At 60.5% G+C, this 21794-nt stretch carries 21 protein-coding genes; 12 read left to right on the top strand and 9 right to left on the bottom strand.

Annotation, left to right across the window (positions count from 1 at the left end; all coding sequences use genetic code 11):
• Positions 1–77 precede the first annotated feature (77 nt).
• Both ACTD9P_RS02980 and ACTD9P_RS02975 read left to right on the top strand, forming a co-directional pair.
• Positions 78–1046, top strand: a complete 969-nt coding sequence (locus ACTD9P_RS02980) for a hypothetical protein (RefSeq protein WP_065911365.1) — start codon at positions 78–80, stop codon at positions 1044–1046.
• Between the two features lie 123 nt (positions 1047–1169).
• Positions 1170–1790: a transglycosylase SLT domain-containing protein gene (locus ACTD9P_RS02975; protein ID WP_017138992.1), complete on the top strand. Its 621-nt coding sequence runs from the start codon at positions 1170–1172 to the stop codon at positions 1788–1790.
• 173 nt (positions 1791–1963) lie between these two features.
• Here ACTD9P_RS02975 and ACTD9P_RS02970 read toward each other — a convergent pair whose 3' ends face one another.
• The gene (locus ACTD9P_RS02970; protein WP_017138993.1) at positions 1964–2209 is read right to left on the bottom strand and encodes a DUF6124 family protein; all 246 of its coding nucleotides are present in this window, start codon (positions 2207–2209) and stop codon (positions 1964–1966) included.
• A 551-nt stretch (positions 2210–2760) separates the two neighbouring features.
• Between ACTD9P_RS02970 and ACTD9P_RS02965 the strand changes: the two genes are divergently transcribed.
• From ACTD9P_RS02965 to ACTD9P_RS02940, 6 genes are all read left to right on the top strand, one after another.
• On the top strand, positions 2761–3105 hold the full coding sequence (locus tag ACTD9P_RS02965; RefSeq protein ID WP_017138994.1) for an FKBP-type peptidyl-prolyl cis-trans isomerase: 345 nt from the start codon (positions 2761–2763) through the stop codon (positions 3103–3105).
• 13 nt (positions 3106–3118) lie between these two features.
• A complete protein-coding gene (locus ACTD9P_RS02960; protein ID WP_438866620.1) occupies positions 3119–3700 on the top strand; it encodes a GNAT family N-acetyltransferase in 582 nt (193 codons plus the stop codon).
• A gap of 573 nt (positions 3701–4273) precedes the next feature.
• Positions 4274–4990 carry an MgtC/SapB family protein gene (locus tag ACTD9P_RS02955; protein ID WP_159955324.1) on the top strand — a complete coding sequence of 239 codons (717 nt, stop codon included), beginning with the start codon at positions 4274–4276 and terminating at the stop codon, positions 4988–4990.
• Between the two features lie 281 nt (positions 4991–5271).
• On the top strand, positions 5272–5916 hold the full coding sequence (locus tag ACTD9P_RS02950) for a response regulator (protein WP_438866619.1): 645 nt from the start codon (positions 5272–5274) through the stop codon (positions 5914–5916).
• Between the two features lie 6 nt (positions 5917–5922).
• Positions 5923–9549: a transporter substrate-binding domain-containing protein gene (locus ACTD9P_RS02945; protein WP_438866618.1), complete on the top strand. Its 3627-nt coding sequence runs from the start codon at positions 5923–5925 to the stop codon at positions 9547–9549.
• Between the two features lie 134 nt (positions 9550–9683).
• Positions 9684–10106, top strand: a complete 423-nt coding sequence (locus ACTD9P_RS02940; RefSeq protein WP_438866617.1) for an ANTAR domain-containing protein — start codon at positions 9684–9686, stop codon at positions 10104–10106.
• On the opposite strand, the gene dkgB is transcribed toward ACTD9P_RS02940, so the two are convergent.
• Entirely contained in the window at positions 10103–10921 is an 819-nt protein-coding gene (gene dkgB / locus ACTD9P_RS02935; protein ID WP_438866616.1) for a 2,5-didehydrogluconate reductase DkgB, read from the bottom strand. The two genes, ACTD9P_RS02940 and dkgB, sit on opposite strands and share 4 nt — an antisense overlap.
• A gap of 206 nt (positions 10922–11127) precedes the next feature.
• On the opposite strand from dkgB, the gene ACTD9P_RS02930 reads away from it, so the two are divergent.
• A complete protein-coding gene (locus tag ACTD9P_RS02930) occupies positions 11128–11523 on the top strand; it encodes a carboxymuconolactone decarboxylase family protein (RefSeq protein ID WP_058420656.1) in 396 nt (131 codons plus the stop codon).
• A 6-nt stretch (positions 11524–11529) separates the two neighbouring features.
• On the opposite strand, the gene ACTD9P_RS02925 is transcribed toward ACTD9P_RS02930, so the two are convergent.
• Genes ACTD9P_RS02925 through ACTD9P_RS02910 form a run of 4 tightly spaced genes read right to left on the bottom strand, consistent with a single transcriptional unit; the run spans position 11530 to position 15534 of the window.
• On the bottom strand, positions 11530–12345 hold the full coding sequence (locus tag ACTD9P_RS02925; protein ID WP_438866615.1) for a PP2C family protein-serine/threonine phosphatase: 816 nt from the start codon (positions 12343–12345) through the stop codon (positions 11530–11532).
• Positions 12342–13766, bottom strand: coding sequence for a serine/threonine-protein kinase (locus tag ACTD9P_RS02920; protein WP_438866614.1), 1425 nt, complete (start codon positions 13764–13766; stop codon positions 12342–12344). Before ACTD9P_RS02920 ends, ACTD9P_RS02925 begins: the two co-directional genes overlap by 4 nt.
• Positions 13767–13776: 10 nt before the next feature.
• Positions 13777–14655: a Tll0287-like and HAMP domain-containing protein gene (locus ACTD9P_RS02915; RefSeq protein ID WP_438866613.1), complete on the bottom strand. Its 879-nt coding sequence runs from the start codon at positions 14653–14655 to the stop codon at positions 13777–13779.
• 30 nt (positions 14656–14685) lie between these two features.
• Positions 14686–15534, bottom strand: coding sequence for a FecR family protein (locus ACTD9P_RS02910; RefSeq protein ID WP_438866612.1), 849 nt, complete (start codon positions 15532–15534; stop codon positions 14686–14688).
• Positions 15535–15807: 273 nt separating this feature from the next.
• Between ACTD9P_RS02910 and ACTD9P_RS02905 the strand changes: the two genes are divergently transcribed.
• From ACTD9P_RS02905 to ACTD9P_RS02895, 3 genes are all read left to right on the top strand, one after another.
• Positions 15808–16506, top strand: a complete 699-nt coding sequence (locus tag ACTD9P_RS02905; RefSeq protein ID WP_219268396.1) for a hypothetical protein — start codon at positions 15808–15810, stop codon at positions 16504–16506.
• 158 nt (positions 16507–16664) lie between these two features.
• On the top strand, positions 16665–17216 hold the full coding sequence (locus tag ACTD9P_RS02900) for a DUF3455 domain-containing protein (protein WP_438866611.1): 552 nt from the start codon (positions 16665–16667) through the stop codon (positions 17214–17216).
• Between the two features lie 125 nt (positions 17217–17341).
• Entirely contained in the window at positions 17342–18109 is a 768-nt protein-coding gene (locus ACTD9P_RS02895; protein ID WP_438866610.1) for an outer membrane protein, read from the top strand.
• 15 nt (positions 18110–18124) lie between these two features.
• Here the strand turns inward: ACTD9P_RS02895 and ACTD9P_RS02890 are convergent, their stop codons facing one another.
• The 3 genes from ACTD9P_RS02890 to ACTD9P_RS02880 form a co-directional block, all read right to left on the bottom strand.
• Entirely contained in the window at positions 18125–18952 is an 828-nt protein-coding gene (locus tag ACTD9P_RS02890) for a hypothetical protein (RefSeq protein WP_438866609.1), read from the bottom strand.
• Between the two features lie 310 nt (positions 18953–19262).
• Entirely contained in the window at positions 19263–19841 is a 579-nt protein-coding gene (locus tag ACTD9P_RS02885) for a cupin domain-containing protein (protein ID WP_438866608.1), read from the bottom strand.
• Positions 19829–21784 carry an oxidoreductase gene (locus ACTD9P_RS02880; RefSeq protein ID WP_438866607.1) on the bottom strand — a complete coding sequence of 652 codons (1956 nt, stop codon included), beginning with the start codon at positions 21782–21784 and terminating at the stop codon, positions 19829–19831. The genes ACTD9P_RS02885 and ACTD9P_RS02880 overlap by 13 nt, the downstream gene beginning before the upstream one ends.
• Positions 21785–21794: the final 10 nt, after the last annotated feature.

Raw genomic sequence — 21794 nt, 5'->3', positions numbered from 1 at the left:
GCTCTGGTGCATTTGAGCGGGGACGGCCGGCAACGGTCTCGCCAGACTGATACGGTCAACCACTCAAAGGATTAATCATGACAACTGTCTATGAAACCAACCGTTCACCGTTTCGCGTGTCCTGGAGCTCTGTGCTGGCCGGTAGTGCAATTGCCCTGGTGACCTACCTGGTGCTCAGCGTACTGGGCACGGCCATCGGCGCCAGTGCAGTCAACCCGATGGAAGCGGGCAACCCCCTGAGCGGCTTCGGCACCGGCGCCGGGATCTGGCTGTTTGTCTCGACCCTGGTGGCGGTCGGCCTCGGCGCCTTTGTGGCCGGGCGCACTGCACCGGACCGTGGCGGCCTGCACGGCTTACTGACCTGGACCTTCACCACCTTGCTCACCACCTGGCTGCTGGCTGGCCTGGCCGCCAGCGTGGTCGGCACCGCCGGTAATGTGGTGGGCAAAGGCTTGTCCGCCGCCGGCAGTGGTATCGCCGCTGCTGCGCCTGGGATCGGCAACAGCATCAAGCAGCAGTTGAACGAGCAAGGCATCCAATTGGATTGGAACAGCCTGCAAGGCCAGCTCGACACCCTGCTCAAGCAAAGCGGCAAGCCTGAATTGGACCCGGCCAACGTTGAGCAGAAAACCGACCAGGCTGCCGCTGACGGCAAGCAATCGGCCAAGGACGCCGCGACCAACCCTGCACAGGCCGGTGATGAGTTGAAGCAGTGGTTCGAACGCGTCAAAGCCTCCGGCGAGCCTGCGTTGAATGCAGCGGATAAAGACGCGCTGGTCAACATCGTGGCCGCCCGTACCGGCAAGAGCAAAGCCGAAGCCACGCAGATTGTCGACAACTATGCCCAGGCCTATCAGCAAGCCATGCAGAAGGTTGATGAGCTCAAGCAGCAAGCCGAGCAGAAAGCCCGTGAAGCCGGTGAAGTAGCGGCTAAACAGCTGTCCCGTGCGGCCTGGAGCACCTTGGCGATGTTGCTGTTGGGCGCAGCCTTGAGCTTCTTTGTGGGTCGTACCGCGCTGACCACGCGTCGCGTGCCGTTGGCTTAAGCTGAGAACGTGCGGCATGGACGCCGCCAGCTCCCACCGATTATGGAGTGAACTCGCTACCCCCTGCTCTCGAATGAATGCGTAAAATACCGGCTTTTTACGTGTATCACGCAAAGGTGCCCCTTGAGCGCAGGCAAAGCTGTCGGACTGTTATTACTCACTTCCCTGTTGGCGGCGTGCGGTACTTCGCCGCCACGCACGCCAAACGACATCTGCGGCATCTTCCGTGAAAAAGACGACTGGTACGACGCCGCAAAGGTCACGCAAAAGCGCTGGGGCGTGCCGATCCAGGTGCCGTTCGCGATCATGTATCAAGAGTCGGGCTTCCGCCAGGATGCCAAGACCCCGCGCAAATACCTGCTGTGGATCATCCCCTGGGGGCGCGTGTCCACCGCCGAAGGCTATTCCCAGGCCAAGGATGAAGTGTGGAACGACTACCGCAAGAGCACCGGCCGCAGCGGTGCGAGCCGTCAGGATTTCGATGACTCCATCGACTTTGTGGGTTGGTACATGGACAAGACCTACACCATCAACGGCGTCTACAAATACGACGCCTACGGCCAATACCTGAACTACCACGAAGGCTGGGGCGGCTATCGCCAACGCACCTATGCGGCCAAAGCCTGGCTGCCGCCGGTGGCGAGCAAGGTGCAGGCGCGCTCGCAGATGTATGCGGCGCAATATGCGCGCTGCAAGGATGATTTGGGCCGAGGTTTCTGGAGCCGGTTCTGGCATTGGCTGTAATGAACGATCGGCTGATTGTTCCCACGCTCCGCGTGGTAATGCATCCAGAGACGCTCCGCGTCCGGCTGCCAGCGTAAGGTTCAAGCCTTGCACAAGGGTGACGCGGAGCGTCACAGGCGGCATTCCCACGCAGAGCGTGGGAGCGATCAGAGGTCACTCGCCACAAGAGTTACTCAGTGTGGCTGCATGCACTCCAATGATCGGTCGACCATCACACTGGCCATGTCCACCAAGTGCAATACCGAGATCACCAAGGCGCGTGTATCACCGGCCAGATGATCACTCGCCGTCTGCGCCGCGACAGCTGCGCAACGGAGTACGCTGCTGGCATGTGCCAGGGCGTCTTCAAAGCTAAGATCTTGGGTGGTGGTGAAGAAGTGCGGTTCTGATGCGGGTGGTGCAGGGACTAATTTGTCCATGGTTTCAACTCCTAACCAAAGCTGGAATGTCACCACCATCGCTACCAAACGACTTTAGGGTGGTGACCGTGCGCAGATTGGTAGACCGGTGATTAGGACCCGGTGCACCCGAAGGTGCCCTACGCACGGCCGCCATAACGCAGGGCCGAAAAAAAGCGCCTTGCAGAAGGAGGCGCTTAGCGCCTAATCACTCGTGGTCTACCAAACCCCGAATCACTGAATGGCAGTGACCGACGCAGACTAGCCATGTAAGTTGAGCGGCGCAAGCGCTCGGGATTCTCTCGGAAACGTCCTGCAAATTAAAGGGGAATATCGCTAATTCCGCCTTTTTGATCGTTCCCACGCTCCGCGTGGTAATGCATCCAGAGACGCTCCGCGTCCGGCTGCCAGCGTAAGGTTCAAGCCTTGCACAAGGGTGACGCGGAGCGTCACAGGCGGCATTCCCACGCAGAGCGTGGGAACGATCGGCATAAGGGCGTGGCGAGGGCGCACTTGCCAAGCTCATTTTATTCTGGGAAAACCCCAGTCCTGACCCATCCAACGAGAGCCCCATGAGCAACGATGAACTCCAGATCACCGACACCCGCCTGGGCACCGGCAAAGCCGTGGTCAAGGGGGCGCTGATCACCACCCAATATACCGGCACCCTCGAAGACGGCACCGTGTTCGATTCGTCCTGGGAGCGCGGCAAGCCGTTCCAGTGCGTGATCGGCACCGGGCGCGTAATCAAGGGCTGGGACCAGGGCTTGATGGGCATGCAGGTGGGTGGCGTGCGCACACTGTTTGTGCCGGCGCACCTGGCCTATGGCGAGCGTTCGATGGGCGCGCATATCACGCCCAACAGCAATCTGCGCTTTGAAATCGAGTTGCTGGAAGTGCTGACGCGCGACGATTGAAGGGGAAGTAAACATGGAGGTTGATTGCGCACTCAAAGGTATTCGAGTGGTTGAACTGCACGACGGTGACGCGGCCGAACTGCAGTGTTTTTTTGACCAGGCACCCGAGTATTTCATCGCGGTCAATGGTGAACCGGCCACACCGACCGAAGCGCACGAAGAGTTACAGGGTCAGTTGCCGGCAGGTTGGCGTTGCAGCCGGATGTACTGGCTGGGTTATCGCGATACGCAGGACCAACTGGCCGCCGTCGTGAACATCGCGGCCGACTTGCTGGCCGTCGGCGTGTGGCATATCGGTTTGCTGCTGGTGCATACGCGCCTGCATGGCGCCGGGTTCGCGCGACAATTGCATGCCGATCTTGAAGCGTGGGCGGTGAGCAACGGTGCCCAGTGGCTGCGGTTGACGGTGGTGGTCGGCAATACCAAGGCCGAGCGCTTCTGGCCCAAGCTTGGGTATGTGCAGGTGCGCACGCGTGAAGGCATCAGGATGGGACGGCAGGTCAACAGGGTGTCTATTCAGGTCAAGCCGCTGGCAGGTGGGCAGATGGACGAGTACTTGAAACGGGTTGAGCGGGATCGGCCCGATATGCCGTAATAGCGGACGTGCACACTCCTTGTGGGAGCTGGCTTGCCTGCGATGACGCAGTATCAGGCAATAAACCTCCAGCAGACAGACCGCCATCGCAGGCAAGCCAGCTCCCACAGTTGATCTTCGGCGTGACCCAAAAAACAGTTGCTGAACTCACCCTGAACAATCCACCTAAACCCCTATGGTAAATTCTCCTACGGTTTACTCCCTCGAAAACGCGGCGTAAACTCCGCGCGTTTTCATCAATAGCGGAGACCCTCAGTGGGTACTTGTTCGAGTGACAGTCGTCGGCCGGTTTCGGTAACCGGCACATACTTGGCAAGGTAACGCGCATTTTTCCTGATGCCGTTGTCTCGCCACCAAGCGAGAAGCGGCATCCCGGCAGCGGCCAGTCCTGGCACCTGCCTGCATCCCTCTCATCGACGCTGACCAGCACCTGAAATCTATCAGGATGCTACGGACGCGCCTGCCATTTACGGTGGGCGAGCCAAGCTGTCTGTGCCTTAACAACGGGCGCGGTGCAGTGGGTCGTACCTGCACGAAGGTTTCTTGCATGCGCGGCAGTCATGGAGATTTTTTATGCAGGCAATCAACAACATCAACCTCAACTCTTTGGTCGACACCGTGGTCAGCCTCACCGCGGCGTTTATCCTCGGTGGCTTGATCGGCTTTGAGCGCCAGTACCGCCAACGCACGGCGGGCTTGCGCACTAACGTGCTGGTGGCGGTGGGCGCGGCGATTTTTGTCGACATGGCCAACCGCCTTGGCGGCGCGGAAGGTGCGGTGCGGGTGGTCGCGTACGTAGTCTCGGGCATCGGCTTTTTGGGCGCTGGCGTGATCATGCGTGAAGAAGGCAATGTGCGGGGGCTCAACACCGCCGCCACACTTTGGGCATCGGCGGCGGTGGGGGCGTGTGCCGGGGCCGACCTGATCCTCGAAGCGCTGCTGGGCACGCTGTTTGTGCTGGCGGCCAATACCTTGCTACGGCCGATCGTCAATAACATCAACCGCCAGCCTTTGGACGTGGTGTCGGCGGAGGTCACCAACATCCTCTATGTCATCGCCCGGCGCAGCCAGCAACAGGCGGTGATGGTGCTGCTGGAAGCCGAGCTTGCGCGCTGCAACTACCCGGCCAGCGACGTTGACGTGCGGCCGTTCGGCAGCGAAGAAGTGGAGATCGAGGCGACCCTGGTGGCCACTTCAGTAGACGGCGACGAACTGGACGCGCTGGTGGCGCGAATTTCCACCTCGACCCTGGTGGTACAGGCGTTCTGGAGCCCGAGTACCACCGATTAGCAAGCGCTTGCAAAGGCTGTCTTGCGAGGAAAAGTCCTACATGTGAATGGGATTGCCCCTTCGGTCTAAACGTCATTTCGTTGTTAAGGTTGCGCACTTGCAGCCAGACGGTGGTAACGGTTTGGCGATACGTGCTCGGCATGTTTTCGATCGAAAGGGGCCAGGCTTGGCCTGGCTATTCGCCTGAGTGAAGTCCGTCCGCTGGTCGGAACTGTTATTTCTCACAGGTACCTGTGTCCCGTGTGATGTGTAAGGGTACTTATTCTTTTCAGGGTAGTGATATGAGCAAACCGTTAGGTAGTGGGACCGTGTTGGTTGTGGACGATCATCCGTTTATACGGGCAATGGTCAGGCATTTGCTCAAGTGCGAAGGCTTCACTGACATCGAGGAGGCCGGCACGGGGGCGGACGCGCTTCAGAAGGTTAGAGAGAGACGCCCAGTCTTGATGATTCTCGACCTGGCCATCCCAAAGCTGGGTGGGCTGGAAGTGATTAGCCGGGTCAAGGCGCTGGGTGTGCCGTGCAAAATTCTGGTACTGACGTCGTTTCTGCCAGAGTTTTTTTCCACGCGGTGCATGCGTGCCGGTGCCATGGGGTTTGTCGCCAAGACGGGGGAGCTGGAGGAACTGCAAAAAGCGATCAGGGCGGTGATGTCCAACTACAACTGCTTCCCCAGCCTGCCGAGCAGTTCGGTACGCCGTGATGACTTGCAGGCGACTGAGCATGAGTTGGTGCAGTTGCTTTCGGATCGTGAACTGTCCGTGCTGAGGATGCTGGCGCTGGGCTACAACAACAACAAAATCGCTGCAGATATGCTGCTGAGCCACAAGACTATCAGCACCTATAAAACCCGGCTCAAGGAGAAGCTGCGTATGACATCCGTGGTGCACATGGCCAAGTTTGCCCAGCGTAATCACCTGATCTGACTCCCTATGATCCTTGCCCTGGTTCGGTGGTTGATCATGGCGTTGTCGATGAGCCTGCTGCCGATGTTCGCTATTGCCCTAGATGAGCCTCACACCGTACGGTTGTTGGGGCATGCAAGCCTTGATGGGAATAGCCCGCCCGTGGTGCTGGGCGAAGCTGACTGGCACTGGCTGCGTGAGCGGCGCACGCTGTTGATGGGGGTTTCCGCGCCGGATTACGGGCCTTTCGAACTGACCAACAACAACGACGAACTGGAGGGCGTGACGGCCGACTACGCAAAGCTGCTCGCCCAGGCGCTGAATGTCAGCGTTGAAGTGCGCCGCTATGACACCCGTGATGAGGTGATCGAGGCGCTCAAACACGGCGCCATCGACTTCCTCGGTTCGGCCAATGGGTTTGAAGCCGGGGACCCACAACTGGTCCTGTCGCGTTCCTATGCCAATGATCAGCCGGTGCTGGTCACTCGCACCGGTGACACCCAATCCCTGAGTGTCGACCTGGCCGGCAAGCGTGTGGCGATGCTTTATCACTATATGCCGCCCGATGTGGTCGAAGCTTTTTACCCCAAGGCCCATGTGGAGCTGTTTGCGTCGGTTTTCGAAGCCATCGGTGCCGTGGCCTTCGGTCGCGCCGATGTCTACCTCGGAGATGCCATCAGCGCCCACTATCAGATCAACCGCAACCACCTCAATAATGTACAACTGGCGGATTTTTCCACCTTGGAGTCCAACGCGTTCGCGTTTGCGGTGGCCCGCGACAACATCCGCATGCTGCGCATTATCAATAGCGCGCTGAGGTCGATTCCGGGTAACCAGCAGCTGGATATATTGCGCCGTTGGAGTGCTGGCAACCTTGGTTTTCTGGGGGCCGAACGGCTGCACCTGAGTACCGGCGAGCAACGCTGGCTGGAGAAACACCCGCGCGTCAGGGTGGTGGCGTCCGACCAGATGCTGCCGTTGGCATCCTTCACCGCGCAGGGGCGATCAGAGGGTTTGAGTGCCGACGTTCTGACCCGGATCAGCCTGCGCACCGGTTTGAAGTTCGATGTAGTCCCAGGCGGCTCGATGCCCCAGCAAATCGAGACGGTCCGTTCGGGCAGGGCGGACATGATGGCGGTGGTTTCCCCTAGCATCGAGGGTTCTGATCAGGTGCGCTTTACACGGCCGTATCTGACCAATCCGCTGGTGCTGGTCACCCGCAGCGACGACCCAGGCACCCTGACCTTGGAGAATATGCTGGGCAAGCGTCTGGCGCTGCCCAGCGGCAACGCCCTGCGTGAGATCATCAACCGTGACTATCCCGGTATCCACTTCGTCGAGGCGAAGAACCCTACGGATGCCATGGCCCTGGTGGCTAACGGCAGCGCAGAGGGGGCCGTCAGTTCATTGATTTATGCGCGCTACCTGATCGCCTTTGAGTACCGCGACCGTTTGCAAGTGAGCAGCACCGTCGGCTCTGAACCCGTGCGTATGACGTTCGGGGTCAACCGGGGTCAGTTGGAGCTGTACTCGATACTGGACAAGGCGTTGCTGAGCATCCCGCCTCAGGAAATGGATGAGCTGGTCAGCCAATGGCGCACCGATGTCATCATCGAAGACCATTGGCTACGCCACCGCAGTGCGATTATCCAAGGGTTCGGCCTGGCGGTGATATTGCTGCTGATTACCCTGGGATGGGCGATTTACCTGCGCAGTCTGATCCGTAAGCGGGCTCAGGCGGAACGGGCGTTGAGCGACCAGATGCGCTTTATGGGCGTGCTGATCGACGGTACGCCGCACCCGATCTACGTGCGTGATCGCCAGGGCCGGCTGATGGCGTGCAACAGTGCGTACCTGGATGTCTTTGGCTTCAAGCTGGAAGCAGTGATCGGCAAGACGGTCATCGAAACCGATACCGGCAACCCGCCGCAGGCCCAGTCGTACCACGAGGATTACTTGCGGTTGATGGAGCGGGGCGAGCCGCAGATTCATGATCGGGTACTCAGGTTGCCCGCGGGCAAGGTGTTGACCATCTACCACTGGATGCTGCCGTACCGTGACGGCGACGAAAATGTCGTCGGCATGATTGCCGGTTGGGTCGATGTGAGCGAGCGCCAGCGGCTGTTGGGTCAGTTGCAGGAGGCCAAGGAAGACGCCGACGCCGCCAACCGCGCCAAGACCACGTTCCTGGCGACCATGAGCCACGAAATTCGCACCCCCATGAATGCGGTGATCGGCATGATCGAACTGGCGTTGGCCAATGCCGAACAGGGGCGTGCCGACCGCGATGCCCTGGAAGTAGCCTCAGTGGCCTCCCACGGCATGCTGGAATTGATCGGCGATATTCTGGATATTGCCCGGATCGAGTCCGGCCATCTGTCTTTGGCCCTGGAGCCCGCCAACCCCCATGAACTGTTGACGTCGGTGGCGCGGGTATTCGAAGGGCTGGCGCGGGCGAAGGGCCTGGCACTGCAGGTGAAGCTTGACCCGCAGATGGATTGCGCGGTGTTGATCGACCCGTTGCGATTCAAACAGGTGGTGTCCAACCTGCTGAGCAATGCCATCAAGTTTACCCATCAGGGCCAGGTACGCATGGGCGGGCGTTGTGGGCTGGGGTCGGATTCCAGCCAGTTGAACCTCAGTTTGTGGGTAGAAGACACTGGCATCGGCATCAGCGCTGAAGATCAGCAGCGGCTCTTCAACCCCTTTATCCAGGGCAGCAATACCGAGCAATCGGCGCGCAGTGGGTCGGGCCTGGGGCTGGTGATCAGCCGCACACTGTGCGAAATGATGGCGGGCAAGCTGCAATTGAGCAGTGCGTTGGGGCAGGGGACGCGCGTGGACGTGGCACTGACGCTGGCCAGGACGGCAGCAGTAGTGGACGAGGATTCGGCCACGCCGGCCCCCACCCGGCCCACACGAGTACTGGACATCCTGGTGGTGGATGACTACCCGGCCAATCGCCTGCTGCTGGCCCGGCAACTGAACTTCCTGGGGCATCGCATTATCACCGCCGAAGACGGTGCCCAAGGCTTTGAACGCTGGCAAACCCACCGGCCTGATGTGGTTATCACCGATTGCAATATGCCCCTCAAGGATGGCTATGCCTTGGCGCGTGAGATCCGCGCGCAAGAGCGTGAGCAAGGTTTGCACGCCTGCCTGCTGCTGGGATTTACCGCCAATGCCCAGCCGGAAGAAACCGAGCGCTGCCGGCAGGCGGGCATGGATGGCTGCCTGTTCAAGCCTGCCGGGCTTGAGGATTTGCGCTCGGCGCTGGGCGCCTATGCGCTCAGCCCGGGTTCAACCGCCGCTGAGCCGGGGTTTGATTTGAGAGCGTTGACCGTGGTGACGGGGGATGATCGCGCGGCGCTCAAGGAGCTGCTGAGCGCGTTGCTCGACAGCCTGGAGGTGGACCGCGCGATGCTGGCGTCGCTGCAACGCCAGCACAGTTTTGGTGAGTTGCACGACCTTGCACACCGCGTCAAAGGAGGGGCACGCATGGTCAAGGCCCAGACATTGATCGCCAGCTGCGAAACGCTGGAAGCGGTGTGTGAACGCCAGGAGCGCAGCGCATTGGCCGCCGCAGTTGTGGCGATAGACGTGGCGATTGGTGATTTGCATCAGCACATGGGTGAATATTACAAGCAGGCCTGACGGCAGTTGAGGGGCATTCGGTGGATTTGGGAGAACTCCTACATGAAGGGGGAACATGCCTGATTTTGTCTTCGGCATATGTCTGGAAAATGGACCAGGCTCACTGACGAGCGCTGCCAGCCCAGGGGTTCGCCATGCCGAACAAAGCACTGACTATCCTGATTGCCGATGAACAACACCTGCAACGACTGCACATCGAAAAAATGCTTAATCGGTTGGGTTACCACCGGATCGTGCCGGTGCAAACCTACCAGGAAGTCCAGATACTGACCGCTATCCCGGCCGAGCCCTTCGATGTGCTGATCATGAATGCGGGGCTGGCGGCGCAGGCCTGCGGGCCGCAGCCACAGGCGCGTCATGTGCTGCTCTATGACCATCAGGACCTGGGCAAGCCATGTGGCACAAAGCCTGGGGTGCTGGTGCGGTTGCCGGGCGTTCCGGACAACGTCAACCTCGAACACTTCATGGACATCATCGACCCACCCGAGGCCACGACGGGCCTGCGGGTGTTGCCATGGTTGCGGGAGTTATCGCGCAAACCGCTGACCGGGGTTTAGTCCCACTTCGGCGCGATGCCTTTTGGGCTGGTCAAACGATGGCCACGCTCCAGGGCGGCAATCTGCGCCATATCGGTGGTGCTTAAGGTCAGTTGCAGGGCCTTGAGATTGCTTTGCAGGTTGGCGCGTTTGGTCGACGACGGGATCACCGCGTAACCCAACTGCATGGCCCACGCCAGCGTGACCTGCGCCGGTGTGGCTTGATGGCGCTCGGCGATCTGCTGGATCACCGGGTCTTTGAGCACTTCGCCGTAGGCCAGGGTCATGTACGAAGTGATCTGGATGCCATGGGCGGTGGCGAAATCCACGACCTTCTGGTTTTGCAGATAGGGGTGCAGCTCGATCTGGTTGGTGGCGATGTTCTCGGCGCCTACCGCTGCAATGGCCTGCTTCATCAGGTCGATGGTGAAGTTGGAAATGCCGATCTGACGGGTCAGGCCCAGGCGCTTGGCTTCCAGCAACTGGCCCATGAATTCAGCAACCGGCACTTGGTCTTCCGGCGATGGCCAGTGGATCAATGTCAGGTCGAGGTAGTCGGTTTTGAGTTTGCGCAGGCTTTCGCGCAGGCTCGGGATCAACTGGCCTTCGGCGAAATTGGCGATCCAGATCTTGCTGGTGATAAACAGCTCATCACGCGCTACGCCGCTGGCGGTAATGGCTTGACCGACCTCGGCTTCGTTCTCGTAGATCTGTGCGGTGTCGATGACACGGTAGCCCAGCTCCAGGCCGGTGCTCACGGAGTCGATCACCACTTGGCCCTGCAGGCGGAAGGTGCCGAGGCCGAAGGCGGGGACGTTTTGGGTGGGGATAGACATCAGTAACTCCAGAGAGGGTGTGAACAATGGATTCGAGTATCCGCCCGTCGTTCACTCGGAAAAACCGTCGATTGCGAAAAGGACTCTTGACCACACGTCACGAATACCCCAAACCCTAAGCCTGTGGTTCTCGCTTACAGGCTTCACTTGCCAACAACAGGCGCGGCGCGGTATTCCAGAGGCTTTATGCCAGCCTTGGAACGACCATGACCCAACACCTCACCGAATACGCCGACGCCAGCCCTGAAGTGCGTGCGGTCTACGACGACATCATGCAAACGCGCAAGGTCGACCAGGTGAACAACTTCTGGAAATGCCTGGCCGCCCACCCGCCGACGTTGCGCCGCACCTGGGAAAGCCTCAAGGAAATCATGGCACCGGGAGCACTCGACCCGTTGACCAAGGAGCTGCTCTATGTGGCGGTCAGCGTGACCAACAATTGCCCGTACTGCATTGCTTCCCACACCGCCGCCGCACGCAAGGCCGGCATGACCGACGAGATGTTTGGTGAGCTGCAGGCTGTGGTTGGCATGGCCAACGAGACCAACCGCCTGGCCACCGGCTACCGCGTGCCGGTGGACGATATGTTCAAGTGGCCGTGAACACGCTCAGCGGTCGAACCAGGCCAGCAGCACAGTGACGTTATCGCGCCCGGCGTACTCGCGGGTGAGGCCCACCAGCCGTTGGCACGCGGTATCCAGCGTGTCGCGGCGGGCCAGGCTCAGCACCTGAACCATCTCCAGGTGTGGCACGCAACCGTGCAGGCCATCGCTGCACAGCATCAGCAGGTCGCCCGGCTGTGCCGGTTGCACACGCACTTGCGGCTCCACCTTGGGCCCTGGGCCAATGGCTTGCAGCAGCAGGTTGCGCGCCGGCAGCCGGTCGACCTTGCCGGCTTCGAGGGCTTGCTGGTACCAGGTCTGGTCGCGGGTCAGCAAGCTCAGTTCGCCGTCGCGATAGCGGTACAAACGGCTGTCGCCCACATGAAACACCAGCAGCGGCCCATCGGGTTGCGGGCGCCACACACCGGTGAGGGTGGTGCCCATGCCACTGCCTTCGCTCATATGGCGCGCCACATTCTGTTGGTAGACGCACTGGTTCACATGGTCGATGGCCGTGTGCAGCCTGCCAGCGGCTTGCATGGTCGGGTCCGTCAAGGTGGCGTCCGGATCGCTGTCGATGCCTGAAGGCTCGGCGCCAGCAGCCCTAAGGACCTGGCGCAGACTGATCAGCGCTTGCGCACTGGCCAGTGCACCGGCCTCGTGGCCGCCCATACCATCGGCCACGGCCAGCAGCCCGAGAGCAGGTTCCACGAGGAAATTGTCTTCATTACTCTGGCGCACCGAACCCACATCACTGATCCCGTAGGCAACCGCCGAGGCCAGACAATATGGCCCGCAGGCGCTGAGTGGGGAGTCGGTCATGGCAAGGGCTCAAAGCTTTGGAGGAATGCCAGGCGCTGGGCCTCGCTCTCGATATGCGCAGCCAGCAGGTGCAGGAACGGCGGATGCTGGGCGGTGGCGCGCAGGGCGCGGCTGACCACGATGCGGGCGATAGGGCCGATCAACACGGCCAGGCGGCGCTCGGCCATTTGCGCCAATTGCGTGTCGACCTGTGCCGGTGTGACTTCAGTCACCGCGGCGGGCGGCTCGATGGCCGTAGGTTCGGCGAGGGGCGCGGCTGTGGCCGGGTTGAGGCGCTGGAACAATGACTGGCTGGCGCTGGCGAACTGCTCCCGACCGCGTTCGGAAGGAATATGCGGCAACAGCGCCGCGCAAATCGCGTCGAAGTCATCGGTGCCAGTCAGGCTCTTGCGCACCAGAAAACGCGCCAGTGGCCCGATCTGATGGGACAGCAACGACTCCAGTTCAGGCATCACCGCCAGCTTCCAGGGCGTCAGGGTTTCCACCGCCTCGGTCATCGCGCCCGTGGCGGTTGGCAAGTGATTGACGCCACTGCTCAGCGGCTGGTTCGGGCGCATCAGTACGGTGCGGTCGTCGTCGATCTCGGCGTTGATCCAGGTGCCGATGGTGGTACCGAGCAAGGCCTCCAGGTCATCGAGAAACGCCTGGGCCGACGGGTAGCGTTCAGCCGGGCGCTTGGCCAGGGCGCGCACGATCACGGCATCGAGTGCCGGGTCGAGCGCCAGGTTCAGGCTCGACGGCGCCACTGGGGTCTGGTTGAGGATCTGTTGCATGACCATGGTCGCGGAGCCGGAGAACGGGCGCTCGCCCGTCAACAGTTGATACAGCACGATGCCGGCGGAGAACACGTCGGAACGGCCGTCGATCAATTCACCGCAAAATTGCTCCGGCGACATGTAGCTGGGCGTGCCGATCATCGAACCGGTCTGGGTGAGGGTCGACGAGTCGAGGCGGGCTACACCAAAATCGGTGACCTTGACCTGGCCTTCGGCGGTGATTAACAAGTTGGCCGGCTTGATATCGCGGTGTACCACCCCTTTGGAATGCGCATAGTTGAGTGCCGACAACAATTGACGCATCCAGCCGAGGCTGTGGTTCAGGTCGCGCGGTGTCTGCGCCGCGAGCACGGTATTGAGCGGCGTGCCTTCGACGAACTCCATGGCGATGTAGGCCGAGCCTTCGTCTTCGCCGTAGTCGTACACACCGACGATATTGGGATGCATCAGCCGGCCGGCGGCCTGGGCTTCGTTCTTGAAGCGGCTGACCAACTCGGCGTGCTGGCTGTCGCCAAACAGCTCCTTGCGGATGGTCTTGAGCGCCACGGTACGCGCGATATTCGGGTCGAATGCCTTGTACACCGTGCCCATGGCGCCTTTGCCCAGCACGCTGTCGATGCGGTACTTGCCCAGTTGTTCAAGCATGATCGCGGACCTATTCCTCAAGCATCTTCATGGCGCTGACCAGGCTGGTGCGCATGCGACCGAAGGATTGACCCAGGCGCGCCAGTTCATCCTTGCCGCTGATGTCCATCTCCGGTACATCGGTTTCTCCCAGGCTGACGCGGTCGGCCAGCGCCGACATTTGCCGCAGGCGGCGGGTGACAAACAGGTGCACGGCCACGTTCAAGGCCACGAACAACACCGCGAAAATGCCCAGCATCGACAGCATATAGCTGTGCAGTAAACTCCTGGCGCGTTGCATCGGCAGGTCGAGCGGCACCGTGACCAGCTGCGCGCCAATGGTATCGTTGAGTTTCCAGCCAAACCCGTTTACCGCACCGTAGATGTCGACCATGGTTTTCGGTGCCGCGTCCGGGGTGCTGTGGCACGCCAGGCAGGCACCGTCCTTGATCTGGATAGGCCGTGCGATGTACAGCGATGCGCCCTTGTCATCGCTGCGCTCACCGACCATCTCCGCACTTTGCGGTTGGCTGCGCAGGTTATTGATCAGGGATTTCTCCCAGTCATCGGCCAGGTCGCGCGGGTTGGTCGGGTTGAGCGTGGCTTCCTTGTAGGCGTAGTCCGGGTAGGACTTGAGCAATTCCTGCAGGTGCGAAATGGCGGCGAAGTCCGGCACCGACTGGGGCAGGAACTGGAATTTCAGGCGGTTCTCCAGCAACGGCACAATCTGCTCGGCAGTGTAGGTGCTGGCCGCAGACGCCGAGCGCATCAGCATGCGCGCGGTCTCCAGGGTTTCCCGGCGCGCGCTCTGTTGCAGCATGTAATGAGTGGACAGGCTGGTGGCAATAAAACCGACGATAAACACCGCCAGAAACACCACGTTGAATTTAACCGCGAGCGACAATTTCATAAGAACCTTCGGGCAACAGCGTGGGGAGGATCAGTGCGCATTTTTGCGCCGTTCCAGGCGCAGCAGTTCCAGTTCCCATGCCAGCACACCGCCACGGTTGGTTTTCACCGCCTGCAGGAACGCAGGGTCGTTCAGGCGCGGGGCAAAGCGGCTGGCAAGCATCGGCTGGCTGAGGTTGAGCGGGCTGACCACCCAGGGCGCGATGTCGTCGTAACTAACCTCACGCTCTTTTTTCGGCTCCTGGGCCTTGGGCGTTTTCTTGCCCAAGGGCACCAGCGGGTCGAGAAACTGCGGGGGCAGGGCGTCGATAAATGCTTGCTCGGGGCGCGCGACGATCTTCAGTGGGGCGTCGCCTTCGCGCTTGGCGAAGTCTTCGTGGCCCAAGGTGACGTTGCGATCAGCCTTGCCGTGGTTATCGATTTCACTGACGACTTGGCTGCCGTCTTCGACAAAGATTTCGGTCTGGCGCTTGCCCACGTGAATCACACTGGCGCTGTTGGTCAAGGTGAAAGCCAGGGCGCCGGTGGTCACCGCAAGGTTGGCGTGGCTGTTGCCGGCAACCGGTTGCAGTTTCAGCCAGCCATTGAGCAGGTTGATCTGCGCCGCCTTGCTGTTGGTGGCGATAAGGATGCGCGTGTCTGGCCCCAGTGCCAGGGTGGCCGCATTAAGACCTTCGATCTGAATGCCGGCGGCGCCGGTTTGCAGGATGTCGCCGCCTTGCAGTCGCGTGCCTGGCCCCACCGTGTACAGCGTGGTGGCGCGAATCAGCTTCAGCGGTTTTTCCGCGTAGGCGATCACGGCAATGTTGGTGGGCGCAGCCAATACCAGCGGTAACTGGAAGAGGCTGGCGAGCAATAGGGCTATCGAGAGTTTCTTCACGTGGGCGCCATCTGTCGAGCACTGGGGTCAGGCACCGATGCTGTGGTAACAGCCGGTGTTCGTGCATGCGCAAGGCATCGCAGGGCCGAAGGCTAACGGCTGAATGGGCGTAGGAAGAAGACAATTATCTGCATGGAAAACGCCGAATTCGATTAAGCGAAATCATGGAATAAAGCCGCGGGCACGGGTGTTCTTCTCATGGTTTCGCGTGATTCGAATGGCGTTAGCAGGGATTGGCATTGCGTCTACATCTTCCATCTGCCTGGAGCCTTTATGACTACCCAATGCATGAACGCGTTTTCGTCGACCAAGACCTTCCTGCAACAGAATTTCATGACCGCCAAGCGTATCCCCTCGGGATTAGTTGCCGGCCTGAACGTGTTCGACGTCAACGATCACAAGGCCGGCGGTTATCGCCTGGCCACCTTGGACAAACCGGGCGAACACGGCAAGGTCGAGCGCCCCCTGATGGGGCACTGGGTGCCACAGGGCAGTTTTTGCGATATCCCGGCCAACCCCGGCGCGACCGGGTATGTGTTCACCCCGGACTTCAGTGGCTGCTCAATCCTGATCGACCATATCGACGACACCACCTACCGGGTATTCCACGTTCAGGGCGGCAGTGACTACTTGAACAAGGAGTACCTCAGCCGTTTTGATGGGCACGGGTTGGGTTTCGCCACGGCCATGACCTTTGACGATTATGGTGAGGATGCCTACCCACGAGGCTTCGCCTTTATGAAATTCGAAGAAGGGCGCTGGTGGATCTATTTCCAGCGCCAGAACGGTGTGGGGCTGAACTTTGCCTACGGCAAGTTCCAAATGAACGGTGCGCAAACCGTGCGTGGCGGCGGGCGCATACCGGTGCCGAACCTCAAGCGCGAGTCACCGCGCCATGGTGTGGTGCACAGCGGCAAAGCGCTGCCAATGCCGGCCAGCCAACGTGCGCAACTCAAGGTTGAAGTCTGGTAAAAGCCGTGTTTTTACCCGACTTGAAAAATAGTCGGGAATAAACACTTCGGGTCGGTTGTTCCTCCTGCAGACGCTGATAACCAGCCATGTTCGACCACTGACGGACTTTTTTGATGATTAACCCGACCCTTCTCGACTCTCCTCTCGGCAGGCGCAAAATGAGTAATTCCGACCCTGAAACAGAGGCGCGCCGCAATCGCCTGGCGCTGCTGCTACTGCAGGTGATCGGTCTGATTGTGCTGGTGATCTGCGCAGCCGACGCACAGCGCGCTCAGGCCCAGGACTTGCCGGAACCGGCTGCGGGGGCGGCAACAAACATTCTGATGACGGTACAGGCCACGGGCGTGCAGATCTACATCTGCGCCAAGGACGCCAACGGCCAGTTGACCTGGCAGTTTCGCGAGCCGCTGGCGACGTTGATGATCAACGGCAAGACCGTGGGCCGCCATTTCGCCGGGCCTACCTGGCAACTGAATGACCGCAGCGCGGTCATGGGCAAGGTTATCGCCCAGGTGCCGGGGGCCAGCGCGAAAGATATCCCACTGCTGCGCCTCGACGTGACGGCGCACCAAGGCACTGGCGACTTGACGCAGGTGGTCGCGGTAGAGCGTCTGCATACCCTGGGCGGTGTATTCAGTGGCGGCTGCGAACAGGCCGGGCAATTACACCTCGAACCTTACAGCGCCGATTACCGTTTTATCGGCCAATAGCTTAAGCCCGAGCCATTCGGCTCGGCCGTAACACCCCCTTATTTGCCTGTTTGTCTCGCGCCGATGGCTATCGGCGTGCGGCAACGCCGTGTCTGCAACACCCCAAAAACCATAGGAGCTGTTACATGATCACTCGTTTACTCGCAGTTACCGCACTCACCGTCGTGGCATCGTCTGCTGCCCAGGCGGCAGGTGCCTATTCGTCCGAAGGCCCTACTGACTGGACTGGTGTCTACGGCGGCTTGAGTGCCGGCTACGGCTTTGGTGGCGATGGTGACGTCAACACCAAAGGCCAGGCTGCACCCAACATCGCCAACATCAATGGTGGTGCACGCCCTGGCCGGGTTGACCTGGACCGCAATGGCCTGCTCGGCGGTGCGCAGATTGGTTACAACTACCAATTCGGCCAATGGGTCGCCGGTGTCGAGGCCGATATCTCCCACACCGACCTGAACGACAGCCGCAATATCGGCACCTCGCAACTCAATACCCACCTGGCGCTGAACAATAAATTCGAATCGAAGATCAAGTACCTGGGCACCCTGCGTGGGCGCTTCGGGTATGCCTTCGACCATACCCTGATCTACGGCACTGCCGGTCTGGCCTACGGTGAAACCAGCCAGAGCGTCGACATGTTCGGCCCCACCGGTAATACCCAGTTCAGCGGCGATCAAAGCCACTTCAAAATGGGTTACACGGTGGGCGCGGGTATCGAACAGTCGCTTACCAAAAACCTGTCGTTCAAGACCGAGTACCTGTACTACGACCTGGGCCAGGACAAGCTGAACGTGGCAGTGATTCCAGGCAGCGGCGGCGCGGGCACCGGGTATGACTCCAAGTTCAAGAACGACGGGCAGATGCTGCGTGTGGGGTTGAACTGGAAGTTTGATTGACGCTGTTATGTGGCCTCATGCGCAGATGCGTGAGGCTTTGATCGGGCGCACAGCGCGGTGGTGATAGCACTGCCCCTGCTGCGCCTTTCGGCTTCTGCGGGACTGGGAACGGGACCATGTGGTGAAGTCAAAGCGAGTGGCTGATACGACGTGTTCCTGAATCAGCATGATGGGCAAGGGCTGGTCCCTGGTCGTGTAATGGGTGCTGAACGTGACTTCCAATGTGTCCTTGTCCCGGTAACCGCTGAGTATGGGCACCAGGGTGAACCCATGATCGACGCCTTCGGACTCCGTGGGTGTTCCGGCGAATAATACAATCCCGACATAGACCTTCCTGTCGCTCAAGCTGAACATGCACGGCGCGCACTTGACGATGGATTCCCTCAATAAAAACCTGAACGGTGTGCCCTCAAGAACGCCCAGCGAGAGTGTGTGATAGAGCTGCTCGTCGGTTTGCAGCTTGAGCATTTTCTTCTTTGTGCGCACATAAAGCTTTGCCCAAAAGAACGGAATCACCAACGCGGTGATGCCCGCCTGCAACAGAAAAACCCAAAGCGTGCCGTTCTTCTCATTGGCAATGTCGAGCTGTACCAATAGCGCACCCAGGTATTGGCTGTAGTCCACCGCGACTTCATGCCCGGCGATAACGACAGTTTGCTTTGACAACATCAGCAGGGCTGCACTCAAGATTGTAGCGACGGTCAGGCAGACCATTCCGAGCCTTGCTACCTGCAGGTAGAGCAGCTGCCCCTGGAACCGGTGCAATCGCAAGTAGAAAAACGTATGTCTGAGGCAGACCAGATAGCCGCTGACCAGTAACGGCACAATGATCAGCAGGCCCATGAATCGTCTGACTCCATTTTTTGTACTTGGCGCATCGCATCCTTGTAACCCTCGGAGGCGATAACCTCATCGATGTCCAAGCCAATGCCTCCCTGTACGACCTTCCAGGTTTTACGGGACTTGACGTCCCTGACTCGATCCCAATCATCTTGAGTGGGTTTGCCAAACAACAAGTGCAATAAAGACATGGCGACAACCTCGAAAAGAAGTAGCCATTTTTATAGCAAGCGGTTCGGCCCCTCACCACTGATGGCAAGCCGCGCCACTGTCGTCGGTTCCCGTAGGAAACGTCTGCATTTGCGCCAGCGGTCTAAAATGTCGGCGGTGTAATCACCCAGATCACCTCTGTATTCACCTTGCCTGGGTTGCCATACCGGTGCGGTTCGCTGCTGGCAAAGCTGAAGCTGTCGCCTGCAGCCAGCAGGAAATGCCGCTCACCAACCCACAGCTCAAACGTGCCGCTCAACACATAACCTGCTTCTTCGCCTTCATGGCTATAGCTTTGCTGGCTGTAGGCGCCGGGTGGAAAGCAGGCGTGCAGCATCTCAAGTTGGTGGTTGGGCAACGGCGTCAGCAGTTGGTCGACGATGCCATCTTCATAACGGATGCTTTGACGATTGTTTTTGCGTACCACATAGCCTTCATCCTCCGGGGCAGGGGCAGCCTCGCTGGCGAAAAACCACTGGATAGTCACGCCCAGGCTGCGGGCGATATTGAACAGCGCCGGGATCGATGGGTACGCCAGGTTGCGCTCCAACTGGCTGAGATAGCCGGCGGTCAGTTCACTCAGTTGCGCCAGTTCGGTCAGCGTCAAGCCGCGCGCCTTGCGCAGGCCGCGAATGCGCGTACCGAGGAACAGTGGCTGCGGTTCGTCGTTCAAAGTTTCCACGCTGTCTTGAGCCCTTCGTAGATCGCCTCTTCGGCGGTGCGCGGTGCCAGGCAGTCGCCGATGCGCTCAAAGGGCACCAGCCCCGCCAGCTCCGCGCCCAGAGTGTCCACCGACTGGTGGCCCTGGCACAACACCAGGCTGTCGATATTCTCCAGCAGCATCGGTTCGCCGCTGGCGCTGTGTTGCAGGTAAACCGTGCTGTCGTCGCAGCCATAGAGGCGGGCATAAGGGATGATGGGAATGCCCAGGCGGTGCAGCTCGCCCGCCAGTTGATCGCGCACATACAGCGGCAGGTTTTCCCCGCAGTGCGTGCCATTGACCGCCAGTTGTACGTGATGGCCGGCGCGTACCAGACGCTCGGCGATGCCGGGGCCGATCCAGTCGCAGCGCCAGTCGACCACCACCACCGAGCGCCCCAAGGTGACCTGGTTGCGCAACACCTGCCAGGCATCGACTACTTGCAGCTCGCCGCCTTGCTCGAATGCCGGCCAATAGGGTTCGGCGCCGGTGGCGATGATCACGTGATCAGGCTGCTGTTGTTCCACCAGGGCGCGGTCGACGCGGGTATTGCGCACCACGCGCACGCCTGCGAGCGTCATCTCCCGTTGCAGGTTGGTGCTGGCGCCGCCGAACTCGCTGCGCCGTGGCAGCAACTGCGCCAATAACACCTGCCCGCCCAGCTGTGCGCCGGCTTCAAACAGGGTCACGTCGTGACCGCGTTGCGCCGCCACGGCAGCGGCTTTCATACCGGCCGGGCCACCGCCGACCACCATGATGCGGCGGCGCTTCAACGTCGGTTGCAGCTTACCGAAGTGCAGCTCGCGCCCCGTCTCTGGGTGCTGGATGCAGGAGATCGGCAAGCCTTTGTGAAAGTGCCCGATACAGGCCTGATTGCAGGCGATGCACGCACGCACATCGTCGGCGCGGCCTTCGAGGGTCTTGGCCGGCATCAGCGGGTCGCAGATCAGTGCGCGGGTCATGCCGCACACATCGGCCTGGCCGCGCGCCAGGATCAGCTCGGCCTCCTGGGGCTGGTTGATCCGCCCGGTGACGAACAATGGAATCGACAGGCTGGCCTTGAACGTTGCGGCCGCATCGGCCAGGTACGCGGCGGCGATAGCCATGGGCGGCACGATATGCACCGCGCCACCGGTGGACGCCGAAGTGCCAGCGACGATATGCACATAGTCCAACTGTGCCTGCAGGCTTTTTACCGCCTCAAGGGATTCGCTTTCAGTGAGGCCTTCACTGTCGCGCTCATCGGCAGAAATGCGCAGGCCGATGATGAACTGGGCGTCGGTCGCGGCCCGCACGGCAGCAATAATTTCCCGCAGGAATCTCAGGCGTTGTTCAAGCGTACCGTTGTAGCCATCGGTGCGCCGGTTAACTCGCGGGTTGAGAAACTGCGCGGGCAGGTAGCCGTGGCTGGCGACCACTTCCACGCCATCAATGCCCGCCTGATGCAAGCGCCTGGCCGCCGCCGCGTAACCGCTGACGATCTCATCGATCATCGCCGGGTCAAGCGCCCGTGGCATTACTCGGAACCGCTCATTGGGCATCGCCGACGCTGAGTAAGCCACCGCCAGCAACCCGTCTGCCGACTCCATGATCTCGCGCCCCGGATGGAAGATTTGCGACAGCACCAGGGTGCCCTGGGCATGGCAAATATCGGCCAGCTCGCGATAGCCGTCGATGCAGGCATCGTCGGTGGCCATCAGCACGTGGGAGGTGTACCGCGCGCTGTCATGTACGCCCGCCACCTGCAGCACAATCAGCCCCACACCGCCTTCAGCGCGCGCACGGTGATAGGCGATCAACTGCGCATTGACACGGTTATCCGTCGGCATCGAGGTGTCATGCCCGCTGGACATGATGCGGTTCTTCAGGCGCTTGCCGCGCAGTACCAAGGGCTCGAACAGGTGGGGAAAGGCAGGGTGCGACATGGTGCGGATA

The sequence above is a fragment of the Pseudomonas onubensis genome, assembly GCF_965653655.1.
In the GTDB taxonomy this organism is placed as follows: domain Bacteria; phylum Pseudomonadota; class Gammaproteobacteria; order Pseudomonadales; family Pseudomonadaceae; genus Aquipseudomonas.
The sequence above is the reverse complement of the archived record's forward strand: the minus strand, read 5'-3'. Positions and strand labels throughout refer to the sequence as shown.

Excerpts from the sequence above, each read along its gene's own strand:
- ACTD9P_RS02980 (WP_065911365.1), top strand. The coding sequence starts at position 78 with ATGACAACTGTCTATGAAACCAACCGTTCACCGTTTCGCGTGTCCTGG.
- ACTD9P_RS02970 (WP_017138993.1), bottom strand. The coding sequence starts at position 2,209 with ATGGACAAATTAGTCCCTGCACCACCCGCATCAGAACCGCACTTCTTC.
- ACTD9P_RS02965 (WP_017138994.1), top strand. The coding sequence starts at position 2,761 with ATGAGCAACGATGAACTCCAGATCACCGACACCCGCCTGGGCACCGGC.
- ACTD9P_RS02960 (WP_438866620.1), top strand. The coding sequence starts at position 3,119 with ATGGAGGTTGATTGCGCACTCAAAGGTATTCGAGTGGTTGAACTGCAC.
- ACTD9P_RS02955 (WP_159955324.1), top strand. The coding sequence starts at position 4,274 with ATGCAGGCAATCAACAACATCAACCTCAACTCTTTGGTCGACACCGTG.
- ACTD9P_RS02950 (WP_438866619.1), top strand. The coding sequence starts at position 5,272 with ATGAGCAAACCGTTAGGTAGTGGGACCGTGTTGGTTGTGGACGATCAT.
- ACTD9P_RS02945 (WP_438866618.1), top strand. The coding sequence starts at position 5,923 with ATGATCCTTGCCCTGGTTCGGTGGTTGATCATGGCGTTGTCGATGAGC.
- ACTD9P_RS02940 (WP_438866617.1), top strand. The coding sequence starts at position 9,684 with ATGCCGAACAAAGCACTGACTATCCTGATTGCCGATGAACAACACCTG.
- dkgB (WP_438866616.1), bottom strand. The coding sequence starts at position 10,921 with ATGTCTATCCCCACCCAAAACGTCCCCGCCTTCGGCCTCGGCACCTTC.
- ACTD9P_RS02930 (WP_058420656.1), top strand. The coding sequence starts at position 11,128 with ATGACCCAACACCTCACCGAATACGCCGACGCCAGCCCTGAAGTGCGT.
- ACTD9P_RS02925 (WP_438866615.1), bottom strand. The coding sequence starts at position 12,345 with ATGACCGACTCCCCACTCAGCGCCTGCGGGCCATATTGTCTGGCCTCG.
- ACTD9P_RS02920 (WP_438866614.1), bottom strand. The coding sequence starts at position 13,766 with ATGCTTGAACAACTGGGCAAGTACCGCATCGACAGCGTGCTGGGCAAA.
- ACTD9P_RS02915 (WP_438866613.1), bottom strand. The coding sequence starts at position 14,655 with ATGAAATTGTCGCTCGCGGTTAAATTCAACGTGGTGTTTCTGGCGGTG.
- ACTD9P_RS02905 (WP_219268396.1), top strand. The coding sequence starts at position 15,808 with ATGACTACCCAATGCATGAACGCGTTTTCGTCGACCAAGACCTTCCTG.
- ACTD9P_RS02900 (WP_438866611.1), top strand. The coding sequence starts at position 16,665 with ATGAGTAATTCCGACCCTGAAACAGAGGCGCGCCGCAATCGCCTGGCG.
- ACTD9P_RS02895 (WP_438866610.1), top strand. The coding sequence starts at position 17,342 with ATGATCACTCGTTTACTCGCAGTTACCGCACTCACCGTCGTGGCATCG.
- ACTD9P_RS02890 (WP_438866609.1), bottom strand. The coding sequence starts at position 18,952 with ATGGGCCTGCTGATCATTGTGCCGTTACTGGTCAGCGGCTATCTGGTC.
- ACTD9P_RS02880 (WP_438866607.1), bottom strand. The coding sequence starts at position 21,784 with ATGTCGCACCCTGCCTTTCCCCACCTGTTCGAGCCCTTGGTACTGCGC.